Below are 25,239 nucleotides of genomic sequence, written 5' to 3'. Positions count from 1 at the left end.
TTTCCCTGTGACTTCTTTCGACGACGACGACGTTCCCGCCTCCGCCGTACACCTGGCGGAGGACGGATCCCACCATTCGAAACGCGAAAAGGTGGACCGGCCGAGGATCGAGGCGGCCGTCCGCGAGATCCTCCTTGCCATTGGCGAGGACCCGGACCGCGGCGGCCTGCGCGACACCCCGAAGCGGGTTGCGAAGGCGTACGCCGAGGTCTTCGCGGGGCTGCACCACGATCCTGCTGACGTGCTGTCCACCACCTTCGACCTGGACCATGAGGAACTGGTCCTGGTCAAGGACATCCCGTTCTACTCCACCTGCGAGCACCACCTGGTGCCGTTCCACGGGGTGGCCCACGTGGGGTACATTCCGTCCCACGACGGCAAGGTCACCGGGCTGAGCAAGCTGGCCCGCCTGGTGGACATCTACGCCCGCCGCCCGCAGGTGCAGGAGCGCCTCACCACTGAAATCGTCGAAGCGATGGTCCGCTACCTCAAGCCCCGTGGCGCCATCGTGGTCGTTGAATGCGAACACATGTGCATGTCGATGCGCGGTATCCGCAAGCCCGGAGCGAAGACCGTCACCAGTGCGGTCCGCGGGCAGCTTCATGACCCGGCCACCCGTGCCGAAGCCATGAGCCTCATCCTCGGAAGGTAACTACAGACCATGGATTCACTCGCTGCAGCCCCTGGAACGGGGCCCGCAACCTCCCCGCTGCCCATCCTGCGCAAGCCCCGCCCGGCCGCGCGCTTCGAAGGCCTGCCCACCGACCGCACCCTGGTCATGGGAATCCTCAACGTCACCCCCGATTCCTTCAGCGACGGCGGGAAGCACGCCACGGCGGACACCGCCATCGCCGCCGGCCTGCGGATGTTTTACGCGGGTGCGGACATCATCGACGTCGGCGGCGAATCCACCCGGCCCGGCGCTGACGACGTCAGCCCGGAAGAAGAACAGCGCCGCGTCCTGCCGGTGATCGAGGCCCTGGTGAAGGCCGGCGCACTGGTCAGCATCGACACAACGCATGCCTCGACGGCGGCAGCGGCGGTAAAAGCCGGCGCAGCCATCATCAACGACATCTCCGGCCTGAGCATCGAGCCCGAAATGGCCGAGTTCGTGGCGGCCTCCAAGGTGCCGTACGTCCTCACCCACCGCCGTGGGGACGCCCGTACCATGAACTCCCTCGCCGAGTACACGGACGTTGCCGGTGAAGTGGTGGCCGAGCTGGCAGGAGTCCGCGACAAGCTCTACGCCGCCGGTGTCAGCCAGGAACAGATCATCATCGACCCCGGCCTGGGGTTCGCCAAGAATGACGCCCAGAACTGGGAGCTGCTGCAGAACCTGGACCAGCTGGACAGCCTGGGCCACAAGGTCCTGGTGGGCGCTTCCCGCAAGCGCTTCCTCGGCACCCTGCTGACGGTGGCCGGCAAGTCCGCCGCCCCGGAGGAACGGGACGGGGCCACAGCGGCGATCACAGCCATCAGCGCCTACCGCGGGGCTTGGGCCGTCCGTGTGCACGAGGTGGGGTCCAGCCTTGACGCCGTCAAGGTGGCTGCACGCATGGCCGCAGCATCCGCGGCACAAGCCGTACCCAAAAACCAATAGGGCTGGGGGACCCATGGACAGGATTACGCTGACCGGAGTGACCGCCGTCGGCCATCACGGCGTCTTTGATTTCGAACGCCGGGAGGGCCAGCCTTTCGTGGTGGACGCAGTGCTCCACCTGGACTTCACCGAAGCGGCAAAGTCCGACGATGTGCGGGACACCGCGCACTACGGCGAGGTGGCGCAGCGTATCACCGACTGGATCACCGGCGAACCACTCAACCTCATCGAGGCACTCGCAGTGCGGATCGCCGACAGCCTCCTGTCCGAATTCAAGCTCCAGGCCGTGGACATCACCGTGCACAAGCCACAGGCTCCCATCGCGGTTCCTTTCGGGGACGTGGCTGTCACCGTCCACCGGGCACTGGTCCCCGCTGGCCATGACGGCTCCGGGGTGCAGACGTGAACGGGACCTATACCAAGGCCGTGCTGGCCCTGGGCAGCAACCTCGGTGAACGGAACGAGACCTTGACCGAGGCTGTGGGGGACCTGGTGGATCCGCCGGAGGTCCGGCTCCTTGCCGTTTCACCCATAGTCCAGACCAAAGCCGTGGGCGGCCCGGCCGGGCAGCCGGACTTCCTGAACATGGTCATCACGGTGGAAACCAGCCTGAGCCCCCAGGAACTGCTGGAACACTGCCAGGCGGTGGAGAACAAGCACCACCGCGTCCGCGAGGTCCACTGGGGCCCGCGGACGCTCGACGTCGACATCATCACCTACGGTGACCTCCGCAGCGATGATCCTGCGCTGACCCTGCCGCACCCGCGCGCCGCGACGCGGGCTTTCGTCCTCTACCCCTGGTCGCTTATCGAACCAGCCGCTACGCTGGACGGCGAACGGATCAGCGCCCTGGCAGCCCGGGCAGAGGATTTCAAAGACCTGTCGCCGTTCGACGGGTTCGGCGACTTTGACGGCATGCCCACGGCGGGAGCGGTGGAGGAGCGATGAAGCCGATCAACCCGCTGCGCCTCCTGCTGATCTGCGTGATCCTCGCCGTGGCGGGCTGGTCAGCCACGGTAGTCACCAGCCGGTACAGCATGGCCACGCCTGTCCTGCCCGCCACAGCGCTGGCCACCATGGGCGTCATCGTTGCCATCACGCTGATTCTGGGTATCCGGGTGCTGCGGTGGCGCAACAGCCTCAAGCCCAACAGCACGGCCACGAAGACTCAGCTGGACCCCCTTCTGGCCGCGCGGACGCTGATTCTGGCACAGGCGTGCGCCTACGCTGGAACGGTGCTCCTGGGCTGGCACGTGGGCATCTTCCTGGACCAGTTGCGGATCTGGAGCCTGCGCAGCGACCAGGGCATCACCTGGCTGGCCCTGGCCATGGCCGGCGGCGGCCTGGTGATGATCGTGGTGGGGCTCCTCGTGGAGCGCTTCTGCAAGATCCCCCCGGAGGACGGCGACGCCAACAGCCTCGACGGGAAGAAGGGCCGCCCTGCCCGCGGGGAAGCCGCCGGGGAAGGCGAATATGCATACCGAGGCGATTGACCCGCCGGGTATCGCCTGGCAGCGGGTTTCACCGAAATACATCACAGTCCGCCTGGTGGAATGGGCCGTGGCCAACCTTGTCACCGTAGTGGTCCTGGCCGCTCCGCTGCTGTTTGTCCTCCTGGGCTGGTGGCGGTGGCCGCCGCTGTGGCTCGCCATCACTGTTCCGTCCGCCACGCTCCTGGCTGCCCTGTGGCGGCTGGTGCTCATTCCGCGGCAGGTCAGGGCCATCGGCTACGCCGAGCGCGACGAGGACCTGCTGATCCGGGGCGGGATCTTCTTCCAGCGCACCATGGCCGTCCCCTACGGCCGCATGCAGTACGTGGACATCGGCGTCGGACCCGTGGAACGCGCGCTGGGCCTGTGCACCGTGAAGCTGCACACCGCGTCACCCGGAACGAACGCACGCATCCCCGGCCTGCCGGCAGCGGAGGGCGCACGGCTCCGGGAACAGCTGGCCGCCCGCGGCGAAGCCAGGCTGGCAGGGCTGTGACCACTGACGGCCAGCTGCCCGGGCAGGCAGCGGTTCCGCCTGCTGCGGCCGGCCCGCAAACCAACGGAACGCCCGACGGCGAATGGCTGCGCGTGCATCCCGCCTCGCCGTTCGTCCGCGGCTGGGTTGCCCTGGCAGCCATCACGTTCTTCTTCGGCCGGGACCTCTTCGAGCGGACACTGCAGGGACAACCCGTGTTCGAGGAGGGGTTCGCCAGGCGCGCCCCATGGCTGCTGGGCGGCGGGGCCGTGGTGCTGGCCGTGGCGGTGCTGGGATTCGTGCTTACCTGGTACTTCACCAAGTACCAGGTATCCGGTGGCTACGTCCGGGTCAACAGCGGGCTCATCTTCCGCCAGCACCGGCAGGCACGGCTGGACCGGGTGCAGGCCATTGACATCGTGCAGCCCCTGCTGGCCCGGATCTTCGGACTGGCCGAACTCAAATTCGAGGTGGCCGACGCCGGCGAATCAGCGGTGCGCCTGGCCTACCTGAAGATCGATGACGCCCGCCAGCTTCGTGCCACCATCCTGGCGCAGGCTTCCGGAGCAGTCTCCGGCGCCGGTTCCCATACCGGTGCCGGCGCTGGTTCCGCCCCGGATGGTTTTTCCGGGGATTCTGCGGGGCCGGGACGCTTTCCCCAACCCGCACCCGAGGCGCCGGAAATCACTGTCCTCGCCGTGCCGCCGTCGCGCCTTCTCGGATCGCTGATCCTCAGCGAGCAAAGCGTCTTCATTGTGGTGGGCGGCATTGCGTCGGTGGTTCTGTCGGCACTGACGGACAACCGCGCGTTCTACTTCTACCTGGTGCCGGCGGCCCTGGGCCTTGCCGCCGGCTACTGGAACTATTTCAACAAGGGATTCAACTTCACCGCAGCGGTTTCGCCCGACGGCATCCGGCTGCGGTACGGGCTGCTGGACACCCAGGCGCAGACGCTTCCGCCCGGCCGGATCCAGGCGGTGAAAATCGCCCAGCCTCCGCTGTGGCGGCCGTTCGGCTGGTATCGGATGCAGGTGAATGCGGCCGGCTACGGGGTTTCCGGCAACGCCGTCGAGGGCAACACCAGGACCATCCTCCTGCCCGTCGGCAAGCTTGCCGACGTCATGGCAATGCTGTCGCTGGTCCTGCCGGACCCCGGGACGGACCGGCCGGAGCTGGTGTTCACCACCGGGCTTGCAGGCAGGGATTCCGACGGCGGATTCGTCACCACGCCGCGCCGGGCCCGGCTGCTGGCGCCCCTCGCGTGGCGCCGGAACGGGTTCACGTCAACGGACACGGCCCTCCTGATCCGTTCCGGGCGGTGGTGGCGTGAGCTGGTGCTGGTTCCCCATCAGCGGACCCAGTCGCTGGCCCTGCACCAGGGGCCCCTGGCACGCCGGTTCCGGGTGGCGGACCTGGTCCTGCATACAACCGCCGGGCCGGTTGTGCCGCGCCTGAGGCAGGCCGGGCTGGACGAAGCCAGGCAACTCTTCGACGACCAGTCAGCACGCGCACGGCTGGCCCGGAAGCGGCAAACCACCGAACAATGGTTGCTGCAGGTTGTTCCGGCAGTTGCGCCCACGCTGCCGGGTGGCATGCAATTGGGCGTGCAATTGCCTGCCGGGCCGACCCCTGCCGCGCCGATGTCCCAGGCGGCGGCCGGCGAAACCCGCACCCACCACCAACAGGAAGGCCAGCAGCATGGCTAAGCCCGGACGCCTCGGCGTCGGAATCATCGGTGCCGGCAAGGTGGGAGCCGTGCTTGGCGCGGCTTTGCGCGCAGCCGAGCACGCCGTCGTCGGGGTGTCGGCGGTGTCCGACGCAAGCCGGGAACGGGCTGAAGCGCTGCTGCCCGGCGTGCCCATCCTGGAAGTGCAGGACATCGTTGAGCGCGCGGAACTGGTGTTGCTGGCAGTGCCGGATGACGCCCTCCCGGGCCTGGTGGAGGGCCTGGCGAAGCTTGGGGCATGGCAGCCCGGCCAGCTTGTGGCACACACTTCCGGTCGGTTCGGCGTCGGCGTGCTGCATCCCGTCCGCGCCGCCGGTGCCATTCCATTGGCGCTGCACCCGGCCATGACTTTCACCGGAATGAGCCTGGACCTCACCCGGCTGCTGGACTGCACCTTCGGGGTGACGGCCGATGCCGCCATGCTGCCCATCGCCCAGGCGCTGGTAGTGGAGATGGGGGCGGAACCGGTTGCAATCGCCGAGGCGGACCGGACGCTTTACCACGCTGCCCTGGCGCACGGCTCCAACCATTTGGTGACCCTGGTGGCGCAGGCGTCGCAGCTCCTGCGGGAGGTTGGCGTGGAGGCGCCCGAACGCATGCTTGGTCCGCTGCTGAGGGCCACGCTGGAAAACGCGCTGGCCTCAGGGGAGTCTGCGCTGACCGGCCCGGTGGCCCGCGGGGACGTGGGGACGGTCCGTGCCCATGCGGAGGCTTTGCGGGAGTTCGATGGCGGCGGGCACGGTGATGTGCTTGAGGCCTACCTTGCGATGGCGCGGGCCACTGCCCTCAGGGCAGAAGGACGTGGACTGCTGAAACCTGACCAGCTGAAGGGGCTGCACGAGGCCCTCGATCCAAAGGAGGACTGAATGTCCATTCAACTCGTCAAAACCGTTCACGAACTGCACGCGGAAAGCGCCAGGCTCCTTGGCGCCAGGCGCGGGACCTCGCAGGGCCTGGTGCCCACCATGGGCGCACTCCACGAAGGCCATGCCGCTCTGGCGCGCACCGCCGTCGAGCACAATGACGTTGTGGTGGCCAGCATCTTCGTCAACCCCCTGCAGTTCGGCGACGCTGTGGACCTGGACCGCTATCCCAGGACGCTGGACGCCGACCTTGCGCTGCTGGAGGAACAGGGTGTTGACCTGGTGTTCGCGCCGTCCGTGGAGGAGGTTTACCCCGGTGGGGAGCCGTTGGTCCGGATTACCTCCGGCCGCCTGGGGGAGAAGTGGGAGGGCGCTTCCCGGCCCGGACACTTCGACGGCGCCCTGACCGTTGTGGCAAAACTGCTGCACTACGGAATGCCGGCAGCGGGCCTTCCTTCCGGTTCCACTGACGGGGCTTCACAAGCAGGCGGCCTGCCGGCGTACCGGGCCTACTTTGGGCAGAAGGACGCACAACAGCTGGCCCTGGTCCGGCGGATGGCTGCCGACCTGAACTTTCCGGTCGAGATCGTCGGCGTGCCCACGGTCAGGGCGGAGGACGGCTTGGCGTTGTCCAGCCGCAACCGCTTCCTGTCCGACGCCGAGCGGGATGCCGCGCTTGTTCTGTCCAGGGCCCTGCGGCTGCTGGAGGAGCGGGCAAACGCGCATGAGCCGCTGGACCTGGACTCCGCGCTGGCGCTTGTGAGGTCCCAGCCACTGGTGGAACTGGACTACTTCGATGTAGTGGATCCGGGAACCCTTGAACCGTTGGCCGAGAACTGCCGCGAGACTCCCTTCCGGGGTGAGGCCCTGGCGCTCATCGCCGCCAAGGTTGGCCCGGTGCGGCTGATCGACAATATGCCGCTCAGTTCCTGACTTCTTGTTTCACTGGCCTCCAGCCGGGCTGAAGCGCCGGGAACGACGATGGCGGGTTAAGGGGCAAGCCCGTCCTCGCTGGCCATCAGCTGTTCCAGGAGTGCTTTTTCCGGACGGCCGGGGTTGCGTGCAACGAACTGTCGAAGCCGTGCCCTGGAGAGTTCTTCGGCCGGATCCGTGCTGGAAAGCTGTTCGTCGATAATCTCCTGCGCCTGCCAGCGCAGGGATTCGATGGCGAACTGGCGGATCTCCACAGGAGTATCACTGGGGATCCACGGCTCGGGAGCCGATGGCACGCCTTGGACCGACCGCTCTACGGTCATAGTGGCCTCCTTGCATCAAGCTGCAGTGGCCGGGGAACCACCGCGACGTTCGAATGCACTGCACGTAGGACAAACATTACAACGGGGAAGACAAGTCTGTCTCATGACAGAATTACCCCATGGACGTGACGAATCCGGAGCCCGAAAATTCATCGTCCCCAGCATCGTCAGGGCCGGAATCGCCAGTGCCACTCCCAGCGGCGCCGGCTTCGCCGAGCGGCCAGTCGAGCCCGGAGGAACGGATCCTGTCCGTGGCGTACGAGCTCTTCTCGCGCCGGGGGATCCGGGCTGTGGGCGTCAACGAGCTCATCGAGCGTTCGGGTGTAGCGAAGGCGACTTTCTACCGGCATTTCCCATCCAAGGATTCGCTGGTCCTGGCCTTCCTGGAACGGCGGGATAAGCAGTGGACGGAGGACAGCATCATTTCCAAGGCCCGCGGCAAGGGAAGCACTCCCGTTGAGCAACTATTGGCGATCTTCGACGTCCTGGGCGACTGGTTCCAGCAGGACGATTTCGAAGGCAGTGCCTTTATCAATGTCCTGCTGGAGATGGGGCCCTCCCACCCCCTGGGCCAGGCGAGCATCGACTACCTGGCGAAGGTCCGCGGGCACGTCCGGGGGCTGGCGGAGGAAGCCGGTTTGGCCCGACCGGAGGAATTTTCGCGTTCCTGGCACATCCTGATGAAGGGCTCCATAACTTCAGCCACCGAGGGTGACCTCCAGGCCGCCCAGCGCGCCCAACAGATGGCGCGCTGGCTCATCGAGCACCACCGGGCATAGCGCCCGACGCCAGATAGGCGTCCGAGGCGAGGCATAAGGTACGACGCGATGCATTGCTCCGGCGCCACAGTTACTACTGCCCGGCGCCAACGCGGTCCGGAAAGGGCGCGAATGGCGTGGTGTAGAAGTCTGCCCAGAGGGGGTCTTCCGGTGACAGATCGTTGAGGTCTATGAAGGTGTCGTCGTCTGGTTCCCACTGTGGGTGCTCCGGGCCGGGATCTCCACCCGGGGTTGCAGCAGCGGGCATGGGCCATTGTGGCCAGTGGGTTGGTTCGGGGTCTTGGTGTTCGGGGTTGTAGTGGCGGCCTGTGGGTGAGGTCCAGCCGGGCGGTCCGTTGTTGGTGGCGGGGTCGGGGATCCAGGCGCGGGCGTGCTTCAAACGGTGATGTTTGGGGCACAGCTGCGCCAGGTTCCGGACGGCTGTTCTGCCGCCGTGTTCCCAGGCGGTGAGGTGGTCGGTGTGGTTGTCGGGGGTGTGGTTGCTGCAGCCGGGGAAGGTGCATTTTCCGTCCCGCATGCGGATCCATTGTTTGATGGTTTCGGGGAGCCGGTAGCGGGTGCGTCCGATCTCCAGGGGTGCCCCGTCGCGGGGGTCGACCAGGACGCGGTAGAACGACTCCGCCCCGTCCGCGACAAGCCTCCGCGCCATCGACGCCGGGATCGGGCCAAGGCCGTCCAGCACGGCCGGCTCATCGGTCAGGCCGAGCAGCGCGAAGACCGGGACGGTGACCAGGACATCGGCCCGCGGGGTGGGAACCTTTCCAACACCACCGCTACTCCCGGTAGTTGTTCCCGCAGGATCACCCGTGGCCGTGGCGTTTCCGGTGCCGAGGAGGAGTGCTGCTGCGATGTCGGGGCGGAGTTGGGTGAGGGTGCGGGGCTCGTTAGGGCCTTGGAGGCCGCGGGCGGTGGCGGTGGTGCGGTTCCAGATGGCGCAGGCGGTGTCGCCGGGGAGGTAGAGCGAGAGCCAGGCCATGCCGTCGCGGTCCGGGGTGTATTCCATCCGCCGGTCCGCGACGCCTTTGGCGTGGCGTTTGGCGAGGGTTTCGGGGTGGTGGCGTTCCCGCCAGGCGCGGACCTTGGCGCGGAACCGGGCGGGGACGAGTTCGCCGGGCGCGGCGCCGCGGGCGGGGTTGGGGGCGTCGGGGTCGAAGAAGTGCGCCACCAAGGCAGCAGCCCCGTCGGGGGTGAGCCCCTCGGTTTCATCGGCGACAATCCTGGCATGCTGCCACGACAGGTCACCGGCTGACAGGGCGCCCAGGAGCGGCGGCAGGGAACACACCCGGCGGGATTGTTCCACCAAAGCACCTGCGGCCGCGGAACTGACGGTCAGGACACCGGCGATCTCCTCCACCGCGGACATCTCCGAAAACATGCGCTCATCCACCGGGGCGTCAGGGGCAAGCAGTGCCTGCTGGAAACCGACGCACTCCACGGCATCACGAGCTTTGACCGCCGCGAGCTGAGCCTCGACCCGGGAGACTGCCTCCAGCCGTTCCAGCCGGAGCTCATACCGCCGCTGCAGCACATCGACATCAGCGCCAACACCAGTCCCGGCGGCAAGGAAATGATCCTCACGGTCCAGCGCATCGAGGGCAGCAACAGAGGCAGAAACACCCTCCAAAACCACCCCAACACCCGTGCCGATTTCCATACCCACATCATCCAGTGAGGCACCGACAATCAGGCCTGCCGACCAGCCCTGCCCCCGAGGCTCCTGCCCGTACCCCAACGTCAGCCGCAGCCAAGGTGCCGCGAGCGTGCCAGCCCCGTGCCGCCGTCGTACGCCTTATCGACACGCACATTCCTTTTCGCACCCCAAATATGCCGCGCGAAAGGGAAGATGCGCAGCGCCAAAAGATATCCGCAGCGAAAAGGGCGCCGAGGCACAATCCGCAGGACTCGCAGCTCCCTTTGCCGTGCGCAGAAGGAACCCGAAAGGCCCGCAGACAACCCGCCAGCGTGCAGCCCCGTGCCGCCGTCGTCCTTGCCGGCCCGCAGCCGCCGTACCGAACAAAGCACGTACCCCGGAAAGTAAATAGTCAGCTTGCTTATGACTTTCAACTTTCCTAGGCTGGAAAGCGTCAGGCAAACAACTCTCGAAGCGGGGACCTGTGCGCCAAAAGCGTGCAACCGCAAGCATGAGGAGGATCAATGTCAGAGCACAGCATCGCAGGCAAGAAGGTGGCATTCCTGCTCACTGACGGCGTGGAGCAGGTGGAGCTCACCAGCCCCTGGCAGGCAGTGAAGGATGCCGGCGGCGAGCCCACCCTGGTGGCACCCAAGAGCGGCAAGCTGCAGGGCTACAACGGCACCGAGAAGGGCGACACCTTCGACGTCGACCTCACCGTGGCAGAGGCGAATGCCACGGACTTTGACGCCCTGGTGCTTCCCGGGGGCGTCGTCAACGCGGACCACCTGCGGGTGGACAAGGATGCCCAGAGCTTCACGCGCAGCTTCTTTGAACAGCACAAGCCCGTGGCATCCATCTGCCACGGACCCTGGCTGCTGATCGAGGCGGGAGTCATCAGGGGCCGGAACGTCACGTCCTACTTCACGCTTGAAACCGACCTGAAGAACGCCGGCGCCAACTGGACGGACCAGGAAGTGGTGGTGGACCAGGGCCTGGTGACCAGCCGGAACCCGGACGACCTCCCGGCCTTCAACAACAAGCTGGTGGAAGAGATCTCCGAAGGCCAGCACGCGGGCCAGACCGCCTGACCCCCAATGTTCCCTCAGGGTTGAAAAACCCGTATGGAGGAATTACTCCAGCGGGTAGAGTGTTTGCATCTGCAGCGGCGCCGGCCGTGCATCACTTCCAAAAACCCCTGAGGGAACACCCATGTCTACCGAAGTCTCTCCGAACGCCAGCGGCAAGCCCGTTCAGGGCGAAGGAATACGCGCTGAAACCCGCGAAGGAACCCAGTCCGCAGCGCCGGAGAAGATGTCCCGTGAATCGGTAACCATCATCAGCACGCTGCTGGTGGCGACATTCGTGGTGATCCTCAACGAGACCATCATGAACGTCGCCCTGCAGCGGCTCATGGTGGACCTTCGCGTGGACGCTCCCACGGTCCAGTGGCTATCCACGGGGTTCATGCTAACCATGGCGGTGGTGATCCCCACTACCGGCTTCATCCTCCAGAGCCTGTCCACGCGCGCCGTCTTCATGCTGGCCATGGGCCTGTTCGCGGGTGGAACGGCGCTTGCGGCGGTGGCTCCCGGGTTCGAGGTCCTGCTCCTGGCGCGCATTGTCCAGGCCGGCGGCACCGCCATCATGCTGCCGCTGCTGATGACCACCATCCTCACCCTGGTCCCGCTGGCCAAGCGCGGCGCCGTCATGGGCAACGTGAGCATTGCCATCTCTGTGGCACCCGCAATGGGTCCCACAGTGTCCGGCCTGATCCTGGAGCATTTCACCTGGCGCTTCATGTTCGTCTTCGTGCTGCCGGTTGCCCTGGCGGCGCTGGCCATCGGCGCCAAATACCTCACCAACGTGGGGAAGCCTGAAAAGGCCAGGCTGGATGTGCTGTCCGTCATCCTCACCGTCCCGGCCTTTGGCGGCCTGGTCTACGGGCTCAGCCAGATCGGCGGCGGCCATGGCGGCCAGGCCGGCCCCAGTGCCGGCGCCATCGCAGCCCTGGTCATCGGCGTGGCCGCCCTGACGGTTTTCGTCCTCCGCCAGGTGCGCCTACAGAAAGCAGCCGCGCCGCTGCTGGACCTGCGCGCCTTCAAGTTCCGGATGTTCACCGTCTCCGTCCTGCTGATGGTGGTGGCCATGATGGCCCTGTTCGGCGGCGTCATCCTGCTGCCGCTCTACCTCCAGCAGGTCCGGGGCCTGGGGTCGCTGGAAACCGGCCTGGCATTGCTCCCCGGCGGCCTGGCCATGGGCCTGCTGGGCCCGGTCATCGGCCGGGCGTTCGACAAGGTGGGTCCGCTGCCGCTCACCATTACCGGATCCGTCCTGATGGTGGTGACCCTCTGGCAGTTTTCAATGCTCGACGCCGGAACAGCGGTGTGGTGGATCGTCACCTTGCACGTTGGGCTGAGTTTCGGCCTCGCGCTGCTGTTTACCCCCGCCTTCACCACCGGGCTCAACCCGCTCCCGCCGCACCTTTACTCGCACGGCTCCGCGATCATGAGCACCACCCAGCAGGTGGCCGGTGCCGCTGGAACGGCGCTGCTGGTGTCAATCTTCGCGGTTGTGAGTGCGACGTCGGGACTCGTCGCCGGGATGAGCGCCGCCTTCCTGACGGCAACCGTCATAGCCCTTGCCGCCGTCGTGCTTTCAGCGATGATGCGCAAGACCGAAGGCGCCGGCGAGGGCCACGGCGCAGGACATTAGCCCAGGCCGCGCTAGCCGGCGAAGAAGTCGCTCAGTTCCTTGATCAGCCTGTCCGGGGCCTTGATGGCGCCGTCGTGGCCCAGCCCGGGCAGGATGGTGTAGCTGGAGCCGGAAAGCACGTCGTGGATCTGGCCGCAGGCGATGCCGAAGTAGGCGGGGCTCTTTTCGCCCACCACGATCAGCGTCTCCAGGGGGAGCGCCTGGAACGGTTCGGCCGGCATGTCGGCGGCAATGATGGCTTTGATCTCGCGGACTCCGGTGCGCATCAGCTCGCGCTGCTGCTTGCCTTCGCTGGTGCCGGCGGTCAGTTTGTTGGCCAGGGTCAGCATGGACAGCGGCATGCGCGATGAGAAGGAGCCGCCGGCTTCCAGCCCGCGCTGGATCACGGCGAGGGCGCGGTCATGGTCTCCTGCGGCGATGGCACGCTCGTACTCCACGATCCAGTCGGCCGTGACGCTGCCGGACACCGAGACCGCGGGGTCGTAGACGGCCAGCCGTTCCACCGGAAGGGTCCGGGCCGCGTGCAGTGCGACGGCGCCGCCGAAACTGTGCCCAAAGACGTCCGTGCTGGAGGTGTGCTTCATCACCGTGTCCAGGTCCCGGATGTCCACGTCCAGCGTGTAGTCCTCGGGCTGCGGTGACGAGGAGCCGCGGCCGCGCCGGTTGAAGGTGTGCACGGGACGGCCCAGGGAGGCGCTCAGTTTCTGGGCGAACTTGGTGTAATCCGCGGCGGTCACCATGGAAGGCGGCACGACCACCACGCCCGAACCGGCAGAAGCAAGCTCAGCGCCGGTGGAGAAGAGCTCCACAGTGCCGCCGTCGGGGGTCCTGATGTTCTCTCGCGTCATGTTCCGAGCCTAGCCGAGCAAGCCGGGCGGGGCATCCCGGCCACCGGCGGCCCGGAGGTCAGGCAAGGCGGTCGATGATGGCCTGGCTCGCGGCGCGGATGGCCGGCAGCCGGTCCCCGAGCCCGCACAGGATCAGCCCGGCGTCGGCGGCCTGCAGTGCCGATTCGGCGTTGGCCGCGCCGTCCGCGCGGAGGTAGATCAGGGATTCGACCAGGCGGAAGGTGAAGTCGCCGCCGTCGGGTCCGTGCGGGGAGGCTGACAACCCGGCGCCCAGTTCCCCGTAGAGCCGCCTGAGTTCCTGGCGGTTGTTGAGGAACCGGGCAAAGCGGGTGCTCCGGACCTCGGGCAGGTGGTACAGCACGCCAAGGTTCCACCGGGCGCTGCACAGCTGGGTGCCGTCATAAAGCGCGACGGCGTGCAGCCGGCTTCCAGCCGGACTTTCGGTTCCAGGTGCGTCGGCAGGAAGCGCGGCCACCGAGCGTGCGAACGTCAGCCCACCGGACACCGTCCCCTCGAGGAGGTCCTCGAGGATGTCGTCCTTGGTTTTGAAGTGGTGGTACAGGGACGACTGCCGGATGCCCACCGCGTCCGCGATGGACCGGGTGGAGGTGCTGGCAAAGCCCTGGGTGGTGAAAAGCTCCGCCGCGGCGTCCAGGATTTCATCGCGGGCGGTGGCACCTGGCCGCGAGGGCTGCTGGTGGCGGGGGCGTCCCGGTCCGGCTGAAGTCACGGCCCCATTCTTGCATTGCCAGGCGCGGCGGAAATGACGCCCGGACGTTGTGAGGGGACGGAAATCTGCCGGAAACAGGATGTCTATCCGCCTTTTACAGAGGCGAAACTGTTTGGGGACATCCCGCTGGAAAACTATCAAGTGACCGGTAATCCGCAGCCTTCGGCCGAGCGCTGCAGTGCCGGGAGGCTTCGCCCCCAAGATCCCTTTCCAGCCCCGGAGATTCCCGATGACATCAACCGTTCTCCCTACCGTCCACCAGGACGATGCAGACCTGACGTCCCTTGGCTACCAGCCCACCCTCCACCGGAAGCTCGGCCGCTACGCTTCGTTTGCCGCAGGCTTCTCCTTCGTTTCCATCCTCACCACCATCTTCCAGCTCTTCGCGTTCGGCTACTCCTTCGCCGGGCCGGCCTTCTTCTGGACCTGGCCCGTAGTGCTGGTGGGCCAGCTGCTCGTGGCCCTGAACTTCGCCGAACTTGCGGCCCGCTACCCCTTGTCCGGTGCCGTCTACCAGTGGGCGCGGCGCGTGGGCGGGGAAGGCGTAGGCTGGTTCGCCGGCTGGTTCATGGCGATCGCACAGGTGGTCACCGCAGCTGCTGCCGCAATCGCCCTGCAGGTAGTCCTGCCCCAGCTCTGGGACGGTTTCCAGGTGGTGGGCGGCGACTCCGCGCTCAACACGGTGACCGGCGCTTCCAACGCCGTGGTCCTCGGCGCCGTCCTCCTGGTCGCCACCACCATCATCAACTCCCTGGGCGTGAAGCTGATGGCCCACGTCAACTCCGTGGGTGTCACCTGCGAGATCGTGGGCGTCGCTGCCGTCATCCTGGCCCTCGTCAGTGCCGCCCAGCGCGGACCCGACGTGGTTGCGGACACCACCGTGCTGCAGGGATCGGACCTGGGCGCCGTGGGAGCCTTCCTGGTCTCGGGGCTGATGGCCGCCTACGTCATGGTGGGCTTCAACTCCGCCGGTGAACTGTCCGAGGAAACCAAGGACCCGCGCCGCACCGCACCCCGGACCATCCTTTCCGCCCTCCTCATCTCCGGCATCGGCGGCGCGCTGATGATCATCACCGCCCTCATGGCAGCGCCCAGCCTCGACGACGGCCGCCTCGCCACCGAAGGCCTGCCCTACGTCCTCACCGCGGTCCTGGGCACCTTCTGGGGCAAGGTCCTGCTGGTGGATGTCGCCATCGCCATCTTCGTCTGCACCCTGGCGATCCAGACCGCCGGTTCCCGCCTGGTCTTCTCCATGGCCCGCGACGGCAAGCTCCCGGCGTCGGCCCTGCTCTCCTCCGTGCACCCCACCCGCGGCACCCCCATGTGGCCCTCCATCGTGATCGGCGCCCTTGCAGTCGCCGTGCTGGCCATCAACGTCGGCAACGCCGCCCTGTTCACCACCCTGTGCAGCGTCTGCATCGTGATGGTCTACCTCGCCTACCTCCTGGTCACCGTCCCGCAGCTGGTCAACCGCCTCCGCGGCGACTGGAACCGGGTGGGGCAGACCATGCCGGCAGGCCTCTTCTCCCTGGGCCGCTGGGGCCTTCCAGTCAACATCCTCGCCGTACTCTACGGCGGTGTCATGGTGGTCAACCTGGCATGGCCCCGGCCCGAAGTGTACGACCCCACAGGCGAGAACGGCCTCCTTCTCTGGTCCGCGCCGCTGATGGTCACCGCGGTGCTGCTCCTGGGCATCTGGGTCCGGAGCAGGAACCTGGCCGCCAAGGCCTGACCCGCGGCACCGCATCCAAAAAACCACGCTTCCGCAAGCCACGCTTCCAAGACCTACAGGACTGACATGACACAGACCATCGAAACGCCAGCCACCGGGACGGCCACCACGGCCGGTGCCCGCGCCCATGCCCGGGAACAGCACGGCAGGACCGCTGAGACCATGCGCCACGTACCGGCAGCGTCCGCGCCCGCGCACCTTCTGGCCGGACTGCCCGGAGTGGACGGGGCCGACGCCGCGTCCCCCACATGGGCGGAATCCGTCGCCTTTGGCCGCTACACCACCATGTCCCTGGCGCGCGGCACCCGGGTCCGGCTCACCGACACGGCAGGCGACGCCTGCGTGCACGCCCTCCTGTACCGCGCCGGGGCCACCCACGAACGACTGAACGTCGCCGACACCGTCAAGGTCCCGTGGCAGGCCTACCCCGCCGCCGGGCACCCGCTGCTGTCCGACGCCGGCCGACTGATGGCAACGATCGTGGCGGACACCTCGTCGCGGCATGACGCACTCACCGGCGCCACAACCCTCGCCGGCAACACCGCCAAGTACGGCGCCGGAACCGCCCACAGCCCCTCCCCGGCAGCACGCGAACTGCTCACCCTGGGCGCCCTCAAGAACGGCCTGGGCACCCGCGACGTGGCGCCGTCCATCTCCTTCTTCAAAGGCATCACGGTCGACCCTGCCGGCAGCATCACCTTTGCCGGAAGCGCCGGGCCCGGTGCCGCCGTCGAACTCCTGCTCCAGCTGGACACCGTGCTGGTACTGGCCAACACCGCCCACCCCCTGGACCCGCGCGCTGACTTTGCGGGGACCGCCGTCGACATCGTCGCCTGGCACGCGCCGCAGGACCTGGCAGCACTGGAGGCCGGCCACCTGGCCGGACCATTGGCCCCGGAACACCTGCAGGCCCTCCGCAACACCGAACACGACCTCGCCGCAAGGAACGCCCGATGAACACTGCCGTTGACACCACGCCCATCCCGGACGCCGCCGCCACCGCGCTGGCCCCTGGCGCCGTTGTACTTGATGAGTTCGTCGAAGCCCGCGGCCCCTGGTCTGCCGTGGTGGCAGCAGGCGACGTGCTGACCATCGTGGACCTGGAAGGCAACCAGGCGGTTGACTGCCTGCTGTACGACGCGGCCGACACCACGGTGCGCTACTCGGCGGCAGCCACCATCGCCGCCCAGCAGTCCATCGTCCTTACCACCGGTTCGGTCCTGCGCGCCGACACCGGCGCTGCCCTGATGACCGTCGTTGCAGACGAAGTGGGCGTGCACGACACCATCGGGGGCGCCTGCTCACAGGAATCCAATACCCTCCGCTATGGCCAGCACACCCGCGAACAGCACGCCTGCGTGGAGAACTTCCTGATCGAGGGCTCGCGCTGGGGCCTGGGCAAACGGGACCTGGTGTCCAACATCAACTGGTTCATGAACGTCCCGGTGGACCCGGACGGCGCCTTGGGCATCGTTGACGGCCTGTCCGCCCCCGGAAAGCGCGTGGCACTGAAGGCGGAGGTGGACACCCTGGTCCTGGTCTCCAACTGCCCGCAGATCAACAACCCGTGCAACGGCTTCAACCCCACCCCCGTCCGCATGATCGTCACCCGGCCGGAGGCTGCGCTGTGAACCCCTTTGACACGCCGAACACCTTCGACACACTGTTGATCGCCAACCGCGGCGAGATCGCGTGCCGCATCATCGAATCCGCCCGCAGGCTGGGCCTGCGCACCGTTGCCGTCTTCTCCGAGGCGGACCGCGGCGCCAAGCACGTCCGGCTCGCCGACGAGGCTGTACTGCTGGGGCCCGCGCCGGCCAAGGAATCCTACCTCCGGGTGGACGCAATCCTGGCGGCGGCAAAGGAAACCGGCGCCGGCGCCATCCACCCCGGCTACGGCTTCCTCTCCGAGGATGCGGCCTTCGCCGAGGCCGTGGAAGCGGCAGGACTGGTCTTCGTGGGCCCCACCGCCGAGCAACTGCGCATCTTCGGCACCAAGCACACAGCGCGCGACGCCGCCCGGGCAGCCGGGGTGCCGATGATCGCCGGTTCAGGGCTGCTTGGGGACGTGGACGACGCCGTTGCGGCCAGCACCGCGATTGGCTTCCCGCTGATGCTCAAGGCCACCGGCGGTGGCGGCGGGATCGGCATGACGGTCTGCCGCAACGAGGCCGAGCTTGTGGACAGCTTCCCCCGCGTGGCCCGCCTGGCAGGCGCCAGCTTCGGCACCGCAGGGGTTTTCGCCGAGCGGTACGTGGAGAACGCCCGGCACGTCGAGGTGCAGATCTTTGGCGATGGCGAAGGCCGCGTGGTCAGCCTGGGGGACCGCGACTGCTCCCTGCAGCGCCGCCACCAGAAAGTCCTCGAAGAGGCACCCGCACCCGACCTTCCGGACGAACTGCGCGAAGAACTGCACCGCAGCTCCCGGGCCCTCTGCGCCTCCCTTAACTACCGCTCCGCCGGCACCGTCGAGTTCGTCTACGACTCCGCCCGCAAGGAAGCCTCCTTCCTGGAAGTCAACGCCCGGCTCCAGGTGGAGCACCCCGTCACCGAAGCCGTCACCGGGGTGGACCTGGTGGCATGGATGCTCCGCCTGGCCCAGGGCGGCAGCCAGGCCCAGGCAGTCCTTGCGGACGTGCCGGACAGCCTGCCCGTGACCGGCCACGCCGTGGAGGCCCGCGTTTACGCCGAGGATCCGGCCCGGGGCTTCCAGCCCAGCGCCGGAACCGTCACCAACGCCGCCTACCCCACGGCGGCAGAAGCACGCGTGGACGCCTGGGTGGAAACCGGCACCGACGTTTCCACCAACTACGACCCCCTCCTGGGCAAGATCATCACCTCCGGCACTGACCGCACCGAAGCTTTCGACCTCCTCGCCGCAGCGCTGGGCAACACCCGGATTGACGGCATCGAGACCAACTTAGGGCTGCTCCGCGCCGCCACCGGCCTGGAGGTGGTTCGCAGCGTTCAGCACTCCACCAGCACCCTGGACAACGTGGGGGACCCGGAGCCGCGCATCACCGTGGGCCGGCCCGGCCTGCAGACCAGCGTGCAGGACTGGCCCGGCCGCACCGGCCTCTGGCAGATCGGCGTTCCGCCCAGCGGCCCCATGGACGATCTCTCATTCCGGCTTGGCAACACCGCGCTGGGCAACCCCGAAGGCGCCCCGGGCCTCGAGTTCACCATGACCGGCCCCAGCCTGACCTTCACCCACGCCACCACCGTCTGCGTTACCGGCGCCGAAGTGGCTGTGACAGTTGACGGAACGGAGGTGCCCGCCTGGACGCCCGTGACGGTCCCGGCAGGCGGAACGCTCGACGCCGGCACCGCAGCCGGCAAGGGCCTGCGCGGCTACATCCTGTTCCAGGGCGGCCTGGACATTCCCGAGTACCTGGGCAGCGCCTCCACCTTCACCCTTGGCCAGTTCGGTGGCCACGCCGGACGGGTCCTGCGCGCGGGCGATGTGCTGCGGACGGTCAAGCCTGCCGCCGGCGCACCCGAGGAAGCCGCCGCGGCAGCGGTGCCCCTCGACAGCCGTCCCGCCCTCACCTCCACCTGGGAACTGGCCGTGGCCGAGGGCCCGCACGGCGCCCCGGAATTCTTCCAGCGTGAGGACATCGAGGAACTGTACGGCGCGGAGTACGAGGTCCACTTCAACTCCGCCCGCACCGGCGTGCGCCTCACCGGCCCCAAGCCCCGCTGGGCACGCACCGACGGCGGCGAAGCAGGCCTGCACCCCTCCAACATCCACGACACCGCCTACTCGGTGGGTGCCCTGGACTTCACCGGCGACACCCCCATCCTGCTCGGCCCGGACGGACCCAGCCTGGGCGGTTTCGTTTGCCCCGTCACCGTGGTGACGGCCGAACGCTGGAAGCTCGGCCAGCTGCGCCCGGGGGACAAAGTCCGCTTCGTGCCCATCAAAGCCAGCCAGGCGCCGTCGGCCAGGGACCTGGGACCCGGCCGCCAGCTGGTGCTCCCGGGCGACGCCGGCTGGTCCGGCAATCTTTCAGCGCACCTCCCGGCGGTGAGCCCGGCAGCCGGCCGTCCCGCACGCACGGTACGCGGCGACGGCGACGACGGCGTGCTGGGCCGGGTGCCGGAAGGTTCCGGCCGGCCCGCGGTCACGTACCGCCGCTCCGGAGACGACAACCTGCTGGTGGAATACGGCGAGATGGTGCTGGACCTGGGCCTGCGCGCCCGGGTCCACGCCCTGCACCAGCACATCGAAGCGCTCCGGGTACCCGGCATCGTGGACCTCACCCCGGGTATCCGGTCGCTGCAGATCAAGGTGGACCCGTCCGTCCTGTCCACCGGGCGGCTGCTGGACCTGGTCCAGGAAATCGAGGCCGCCCTGCCCGCCAGCTCAGAACTGGCGGTCCCCAGCCGCACCGTCCGGCTGCCACTGTCCTGGGACGATCCGGCCACCCGCGAAGCGATCGAACGCTACATGGCAGGCGTCCGCGACGACGCCCCTTGGTGCCCGTGGAACATCGAATTCATTCGGCGGATCAACGGCCTGGACTCCGTCAGCGACGTCTTCGACACCGTCTTCAACGCCGAGTACCTGGTCCTGGGCTTGGGCGACGTCTACCTCGGCGCCCCCGTGGCCACCCCGCTGGACCCCCGCCACCGCCTGGTCACCACCAAGTACAACCCCGCCCGGACCTGGACGCCCGAGAACGCGGTGGGCATCGGCGGCGCCTACATGTGCATCTACGGCATGGAGGGCCCCGGCGGCTACCAGTTCGTCGGCCGCACCACCCAGGTGTGGTCGCGGTACGCCGGTTCCGCGCCGTTCGAACCCGGTTCGCCCTGGCTGCTCCGGTTCTTCGACCGCATCTCCTGGTACCCCGTCAGCCCCGAGGAACTCCTGGACCTGCGCGCGGACATGGCAGCAGGACGCGGCCGCGGCGTGGAGATCGAGGAGGGCACGTTCTCCCTCGCCGAGCACGAACAGTTCCTTGCCGACAACAGCCAGTCCATCGACGCGTTCCGGGAGAAGCAGGGCGCAGCGTTCGCGGTGGAACGGCAGGCCTGGGCCGACGCCGGCGAGTTCGACCGGGCGGACGCGCTCGCCGCCGTCGTGGCCCCCGCTGTTGACGACGTGGTGGTTCCCGACGGCGGATCGCTCATCTCCGCACCGTTCGCCGCCAGCGTCTGGAAGGTGGACGTCAAGGCCGGCGACCGTGTCGCCAAGGGCCAGCCGCTGGTCTCGCTGGAAGCAATGAAGATGGAAACGGTCCTCGAAGCGCCGTGCGAGGGCGTGGTGCTCCGCGTCCTGCCGGCCGCCGGCTCCCAGGTGGTGGCCGGCGAGGCGGTAGTGGTCCTCGGCGCCGACTTGGGCCTTGAACCGGCAGACGACGCCCAGGAACTGGAAGAGGCAGCAGTATGAGCCCGGCAACCAACAGCAGTGCCACCAGTCGCGCCAAGGCGGCACTAGCGGCGCTGGAATCAGTAAACCGGCCTGAAATCTGGATCACGGTCCGCAGCGGCGAGGACCTCCTGGCGGAGGCTGCAGCGATCGACGCCGCCGTGGCAGGTGGCGCGGATCTGCCGTTGGCCGGGCTGCTTTTGGCCGTCAAGAACAATGTTGACGTGGCGGGCATCCCCACCACGGCAGCCTGCCCTGGCTTTGCCTACACGCCGGAAAAGGATGCGGAAGCCGTGGCCCGCCTCCGCGCCGCCGGTGCCCTGGTCCTGGGCGCCACCAACCTGGACCAGTTCGCCACCGGGCTGGTGGGGACGCGCAGCCCCTACGGCGCCGTCCGGGATTCGCGCCGGCCGGAGTACATTTCCGGCGGTTCCAGCTCCGGCTCCGCGGTGGCGGTGGCACTGGGACTGGTGGACATCGCGATCGGCACGGACACGGCGGGCTCCGGCCGGGTCCCCGCCGGGCTGCAGGGCATCGTGGGCATCAAGGCAACGCTGAACGCCGTCTCCACGGAGGGGGTGGTGCCCGCCTGCCGGTCCTGGGACGCCGTCACCATCTTTGCCCGGCACCTGTCCACCGCCGAGCTGGCCATGGGCTTCATGGCCGGCAACTCCCGGTCCTGGCCCGCGGACATCAGACTGGCCGCGCCGGCACGTCCCCGCGTGGCATATCCCGCCAGCCTGCCCGCATTGCCCCCTGAGTGGGCGGCGGAATTCAAGCGGCAGGTTGACCGCCTGCGGTCCAGCGGGGTGGATGCCGAAGCAATCGAATTCGACGACTTCCTGCAGGCAGCACGGCTGCTGTACGACGGCGCGCTGGTGGCCGAACGCCACGCTGCGGTGGGTGCCTTCCTGGCAAAGCACGACGCCGGCACTGACGGCCAGGCGGGCATCGATCCCACCGTGGCGGGCATCATCCGGGCGGCCGGTACCGTTTCCGCCTCCCGGTACGTTGCCGATACCGCCCGGCTGGAGGAACTGCGGACCAGGGCGCTGGCCCGGATCGCCGGCTTCGATGCCCTCCTGGTTCCCACGGCGCCCTTCCACCCCACGCTGGCTGAGGTGGCCGCGGACCCGGTAGGCGTGAATTCGCTGATGGGCACCTACACCAATTTCTGTAACCTGTTCGACCTCTGTGCCGTGGCTGTCCCTGCCGGGGAAGTGGACGGCGCGCAGTTCGGCCTCACGGTGGTCGGCCGGACCTTCGACGATGCCGTGGCGGCCGATATCGCCCGCCGCCTGGAGCTAACCCCGGACGCTCCCGCCCTCTTCGCTCCGGGCGCAGCAGCGGAGGTTGGCCGCGCCGGCGCCCACCCGTCGTCGTCCACGCCCTGGCCTTTGGCGGCGGGCGCAACGGCCGTGCCGCTGGTGGTGGTGGGTGCGCACCGCAAAGGCCAGCCGCTGGCACCGCAGCTGGAGGAACTCGGGGCCTCGTGGGATGGTCCGGTCCGGACCGCCGCACGCTACCGCATGGTGGCGCTGGACACGGTGCCGGCAAAGCCAGGCGTCTACCGGTCCGACGACGGCGCGGAACTGGTGGGGGAGCGGTGGCTGCTGTCCCCTGCGGCCCTGGGGACGTTCCTGGCCGCCCTCCCGGAACCCATGCTCCTGGGATCCGTGGAGCTTTCGGACGGTTCCAGCGCCGTCGGGTTCGCCTGTGATGCGGTTGCCGCTGCGGGCGGGAAGGACATCACGGCCTGGGGTGACTGGCTGGCGGACCGGAGCGTGGAACCGAAGCCGCGGACCGTGTGGCGGGACCTGGGGGAGGCGGCCCTGGCCGGGTTCAGCCGCGGCGAGCGGGGATAGTGCCGTCGGCAGCATCCGGGCGGGTTCCGCCGTCCGGATGCCCGCCCGTGGAATACGCCGCGATGTCAGTCACAAGCTTCTTGACGGCCGCCGGAATGGACCCGTGGAAGCACTTGGGGGAGAGCTGGAAAGTGCTGCCTGGAACTGCCTGGTGCAGCCGCTCCGCCGTTTCCTTGAGCCCGGGCTGGTGGCCTTCTTCATGTGCGCCAGGGCGTGGCCCACCTTGCCGCCGTTGACGGCGTCCTCGAATCCGTCCAGCCACGCGGTGTCGATGTGCCGTCGATGTTCACCGCTGCGTCGTACACCGCAAGCCTGTCCGGGACCTTTGCGGTTCCGGTGAACTCCTGCACGGCGTTCAGCGCCACCGCTCCGCCCAGCCCTCTCCCAGGCCTTTCGCCAGTGCGATGGAGAACGGGCGGTAGATCAGGGCCGTGAGGAACGCGCCGCCGATCAGCAGCACCCGCTTTTGCCCGGGCGCGTCTTCGGTGCCGTAGCTGTACAAAGCCAGCCTGCCGCCGTCGTGCGCTGGAAGTACCCGTTCTTTCACCCGCCCATCCCAGGGTGTGAGCCTGCGGGCCAGCTGCAAGTCCTGGCACCCAATGCCCGGTAAACTTGATGATTGTGACTTCCCAAAACACCCCCTCGCCCAAGAACGCCCCGGAGCCCGTTGATGCCAGCGAGCAGATGCGGATCCGCATGGAAAAGCGCGCCAAACTTCTTGAGCGCGGCACGGAGGCGTACCCCGTGGGGGTGGAGCGGACGCATTCGCTCGCCGAGATCCGGGAAAAGTACGCCCACCTCGAAGCCGACGACACCACCGGCGACACCGTGGGCGTCACCGGCCGCGTTGTCTTCATCCGCAACACCGGCAAGCTCTGCTTCGCCACCCTGCAGGAAGGCGGCACCGACGGCAAAGCCACCCGCCTGCAGGCCATGCTGAGCCTGGCCAACGTGGGTGAGGAGGCGCTCGCCGACTGGAAGGCCCTGGTTGACCTCGGCGACCACGTGTTCATCAAGGGCGAGGTCATCTCCTCCCGCCGCGGCGAGCTGTCCATCATGGCGGACTCCTGGTCCATGGCCTCCAAGGCCCTGCGCCCGCTTCCGGTCCTGCACGCGGACCTGAACGAGGAAACCCGCGTCCGCCAGCGCTACGTCGACCTGATGGTCCGCGACGAAGCCCGCGAAATGGTCTACACCCGTGCCGCCATCACCCGCTCCATCCGCGAAACGCTGTTCCGGCACCGCTACGTGGAAGTGGAAACCCCCATCCTGAACCTGGTCCACGGCGGAGCCCTGGCCCGGCCGTTCGAAACCCACATGAACGCCTTCGACCAGAAGATGACGCTGCGCATCGCCACCGAGCTGTACCTCAAGCGCGCCGTTGTTGGCGGCATCGACCGCGTGTATGACATGGGCCGCGTGTTCCGCAACGAGGGCGTGGACTCCACCCACAGCCCCGAATTCACCACCCTTGAGTGCTACGAGGCCTGGGCGGACCAGTTCGTGATGGCAGAGCGGATCAAGGAGATCATCCTCGACGCCGCCGACGCCGTGGGTGCCGGACGCGTCCTTCAGACCGAGGCGGGGGAGATCAACCTCGACGGCGAGTGGGCCTGGCTGGCCGTCTACCCCGGACTTTCCGACGCCGTGGGGCAGGAGATCACGCCGGAGACGCCCGTTGAGGTGCTTCGGGAGATCGCGGAAAAGCACGACGTCAAGGCGGACCCCAAGTGGGACGCCGAAAAGCTGGCGGTGGAACTCTTCGGCGAAATCGTGGAGCCCACCCTGCTGAACCCCACCTTCGTCTACGACTACCCGCCCTCCGCCCAGCCGCTGGCCCGCCCGCACCGCGAGGACGGCCGCCTGATTGAGGCCTGGGACCTGATCATCGGCGGCATGGAGCGCGGCACCGCCTTCTCCGAGCTGATCGACCCCGTCATCCAGCGCGAACGGCTCACCGAGCAGTCCCTGCACGCAGCCGCCGGTGACGTGGAGGCAATGCAGCTGGACGAGGACTTCCTGCGCGCCCTGGAATACGGCGCCCCTCCCATGGGCGGCATCGGCCTGGGCATCGACCGGCTGGTCATGCTCTTCACGGGCGCCGGCATCCGCGAAACCATCCTGTTCCCCCTGCTGAAGCCCGAAGGGCACTGATC

24 protein-coding genes are annotated in these 25,239 nt (G+C 68.0%); 18 read left to right on the top strand and 6 right to left on the bottom strand.

Annotated elements, in window-relative coordinates:
* Positions 1-7 precede the first annotated feature (7 nt).
* Genes folE through AC3ANU_RS00840 form a run of 9 tightly spaced genes read left to right on the top strand, consistent with a single transcriptional unit; the run spans position 8 to position 7,087 of the window.
* Complete coding sequence (gene folE / locus AC3ANU_RS00880; protein ID WP_018770258.1) at positions 8-652, top strand: GTP cyclohydrolase I FolE; 645 nt, start codon at positions 8-10, stop codon at positions 650-652.
* Positions 653-661: 9 nt separating this feature from the next.
* The gene (gene folP, locus AC3ANU_RS00875) at positions 662-1,600 is read left to right on the top strand and encodes a dihydropteroate synthase (RefSeq protein WP_224084209.1); all 939 of its coding nucleotides are present in this window, start codon (positions 662-664) and stop codon (positions 1,598-1,600) included.
* A gap of 13 nt (positions 1,601-1,613) precedes the next feature.
* Positions 1,614-2,006, top strand: a complete 393-nt coding sequence (gene folB / locus AC3ANU_RS00870) for a dihydroneopterin aldolase (RefSeq protein WP_224084210.1) — start codon at positions 1,614-1,616, stop codon at positions 2,004-2,006.
* Positions 2,003-2,548 (top strand): 2-amino-4-hydroxy-6-hydroxymethyldihydropteridine diphosphokinase, encoded by a 546-nt coding sequence (gene folK, locus AC3ANU_RS00865; protein ID WP_134165311.1) that lies wholly within the window; start codon positions 2,003-2,005, stop codon positions 2,546-2,548. Before folB ends, folK begins: the two co-directional genes overlap by 4 nt.
* Positions 2,545-3,093: a DUF3180 domain-containing protein gene (locus AC3ANU_RS00860; protein ID WP_134165310.1), complete on the top strand. Its 549-nt coding sequence runs from the start codon at positions 2,545-2,547 to the stop codon at positions 3,091-3,093. The genes folK and AC3ANU_RS00860 overlap by 4 nt, the downstream gene beginning before the upstream one ends.
* Positions 3,074-3,586: a PH domain-containing protein gene (locus tag AC3ANU_RS00855; RefSeq protein WP_018770253.1), complete on the top strand. Its 513-nt coding sequence runs from the start codon at positions 3,074-3,076 to the stop codon at positions 3,584-3,586. The genes AC3ANU_RS00860 and AC3ANU_RS00855 overlap by 20 nt, the downstream gene beginning before the upstream one ends.
* Positions 3,583-5,271 carry a PH domain-containing protein gene (locus tag AC3ANU_RS00850; protein ID WP_488315251.1) on the top strand — a complete coding sequence of 563 codons (1,689 nt, stop codon included), beginning with the start codon at positions 3,583-3,585 and terminating at the stop codon, positions 5,269-5,271. Before AC3ANU_RS00855 ends, AC3ANU_RS00850 begins: the two co-directional genes overlap by 4 nt.
* Positions 5,264-6,157, top strand: a complete 894-nt coding sequence (locus tag AC3ANU_RS00845) for a Rossmann-like and DUF2520 domain-containing protein (protein ID WP_018770251.1) — start codon at positions 5,264-5,266, stop codon at positions 6,155-6,157. Before AC3ANU_RS00850 ends, AC3ANU_RS00845 begins: the two co-directional genes overlap by 8 nt.
* On the top strand, positions 6,158-7,087 hold the full coding sequence (locus AC3ANU_RS00840; RefSeq protein ID WP_488315250.1) for a 4-phosphopantoate--beta-alanine ligase: 930 nt from the start codon (positions 6,158-6,160) through the stop codon (positions 7,085-7,087).
* A 56-nt stretch (positions 7,088-7,143) separates the two neighbouring features.
* Here the strand turns inward: AC3ANU_RS00840 and AC3ANU_RS00835 are convergent, their stop codons facing one another.
* Positions 7,144-7,410: a hypothetical protein gene (locus AC3ANU_RS00835; protein WP_018770249.1), complete on the bottom strand. Its 267-nt coding sequence runs from the start codon at positions 7,408-7,410 to the stop codon at positions 7,144-7,146.
* Positions 7,411-7,661: 251 nt separating this feature from the next.
* On the opposite strand from AC3ANU_RS00835, the gene AC3ANU_RS00830 reads away from it, so the two are divergent.
* On the top strand, positions 7,662-8,189 hold the full coding sequence (locus AC3ANU_RS00830; RefSeq protein ID WP_134165346.1) for a TetR/AcrR family transcriptional regulator: 528 nt from the start codon (positions 7,662-7,664) through the stop codon (positions 8,187-8,189).
* A 73-nt stretch (positions 8,190-8,262) separates the two neighbouring features.
* Here AC3ANU_RS00830 and AC3ANU_RS00825 read toward each other — a convergent pair whose 3' ends face one another.
* A complete protein-coding gene (locus tag AC3ANU_RS00825) occupies positions 8,263-9,843 on the bottom strand; it encodes an HNH endonuclease signature motif containing protein (RefSeq protein WP_488315249.1) in 1,581 nt (526 codons plus the stop codon).
* A gap of 500 nt (positions 9,844-10,343) precedes the next feature.
* Here AC3ANU_RS00825 and AC3ANU_RS00820 point away from each other — a divergent pair, with 500 nt between their 5' ends.
* Complete coding sequence (locus tag AC3ANU_RS00820) at positions 10,344-10,910, top strand: type 1 glutamine amidotransferase domain-containing protein (protein WP_134165307.1); 567 nt, start codon at positions 10,344-10,346, stop codon at positions 10,908-10,910.
* A gap of 121 nt (positions 10,911-11,031) precedes the next feature.
* Positions 11,032-12,534: an MDR family MFS transporter gene (locus AC3ANU_RS00815; protein ID WP_026266019.1), complete on the top strand. Its 1,503-nt coding sequence runs from the start codon at positions 11,032-11,034 to the stop codon at positions 12,532-12,534.
* Between the two features lie 11 nt (positions 12,535-12,545).
* Here AC3ANU_RS00815 and AC3ANU_RS00810 read toward each other — a convergent pair whose 3' ends face one another.
* Positions 12,546-13,382, bottom strand: a complete 837-nt coding sequence (locus AC3ANU_RS00810) for an alpha/beta fold hydrolase (RefSeq protein ID WP_488315248.1) — start codon at positions 13,380-13,382, stop codon at positions 12,546-12,548.
* A 58-nt stretch (positions 13,383-13,440) separates the two neighbouring features.
* Positions 13,441-14,112: a TetR/AcrR family transcriptional regulator gene (locus AC3ANU_RS00805; protein ID WP_018770970.1), complete on the bottom strand. Its 672-nt coding sequence runs from the start codon at positions 14,110-14,112 to the stop codon at positions 13,441-13,443.
* A gap of 229 nt (positions 14,113-14,341) precedes the next feature.
* Here AC3ANU_RS00805 and AC3ANU_RS00800 point away from each other — a divergent pair, with 229 nt between their 5' ends.
* From AC3ANU_RS00800 to atzF, 5 genes are all read left to right on the top strand, one after another.
* Entirely contained in the window at positions 14,342-15,844 is a 1,503-nt protein-coding gene (locus tag AC3ANU_RS00800) for an amino acid permease (RefSeq protein WP_134165306.1), read from the top strand.
* Positions 15,845-15,910: 66 nt separating this feature from the next.
* Positions 15,911-16,801, top strand: a complete 891-nt coding sequence (locus AC3ANU_RS00795; RefSeq protein ID WP_488315247.1) for an urea amidolyase associated protein UAAP1 — start codon at positions 15,911-15,913, stop codon at positions 16,799-16,801.
* Entirely contained in the window at positions 16,798-17,475 is a 678-nt protein-coding gene (locus AC3ANU_RS00790) for an urea amidolyase associated protein UAAP2 (protein ID WP_488315246.1), read from the top strand. The genes AC3ANU_RS00795 and AC3ANU_RS00790 overlap by 4 nt, the downstream gene beginning before the upstream one ends.
* On the top strand, positions 17,472-21,239 hold the full coding sequence (gene uca, locus AC3ANU_RS00785; RefSeq protein WP_488315245.1) for an urea carboxylase: 3,768 nt from the start codon (positions 17,472-17,474) through the stop codon (positions 21,237-21,239). Before AC3ANU_RS00790 ends, uca begins: the two co-directional genes overlap by 4 nt.
* Positions 21,236-23,083 (top strand): allophanate hydrolase, encoded by a 1,848-nt coding sequence (gene atzF / locus AC3ANU_RS00780; RefSeq protein WP_488315244.1) that lies wholly within the window; start codon positions 21,236-21,238, stop codon positions 23,081-23,083. The genes uca and atzF overlap by 4 nt, the downstream gene beginning before the upstream one ends.
* A 197-nt stretch (positions 23,084-23,280) precedes the next feature.
* Here atzF and AC3ANU_RS00775 read toward each other — a convergent pair whose 3' ends face one another.
* Together AC3ANU_RS00775 and AC3ANU_RS00770 are read right to left on the bottom strand one after the other, a co-directional pair.
* Positions 23,281-23,448, bottom strand: a complete 168-nt coding sequence (locus tag AC3ANU_RS00775; RefSeq protein ID WP_488315243.1) for a hypothetical protein — start codon at positions 23,446-23,448, stop codon at positions 23,281-23,283.
* Positions 23,439-23,630, bottom strand: coding sequence for a hypothetical protein (locus AC3ANU_RS00770; protein ID WP_235509717.1), 192 nt, complete (start codon positions 23,628-23,630; stop codon positions 23,439-23,441). Before AC3ANU_RS00770 ends, AC3ANU_RS00775 begins: the two co-directional genes overlap by 10 nt.
* Positions 23,631-23,698: 68 nt before the next feature.
* Here AC3ANU_RS00770 and lysS point away from each other — a divergent pair, with 68 nt between their 5' ends.
* Positions 23,699-25,237 carry a lysine--tRNA ligase gene (gene lysS / locus AC3ANU_RS00765; protein WP_056388386.1) on the top strand — a complete coding sequence of 513 codons (1,539 nt, stop codon included), beginning with the start codon at positions 23,699-23,701 and terminating at the stop codon, positions 25,235-25,237.
* Positions 25,238-25,239 lie beyond the last annotated feature (2 nt).

The sequence above is a fragment of the Arthrobacter sp. SDR-2R genome (assembly GCF_057747955.1).
The sequence above is the reverse complement of the archived record's forward strand: the minus strand, read 5'-3'. Positions and strand labels throughout refer to the sequence as shown.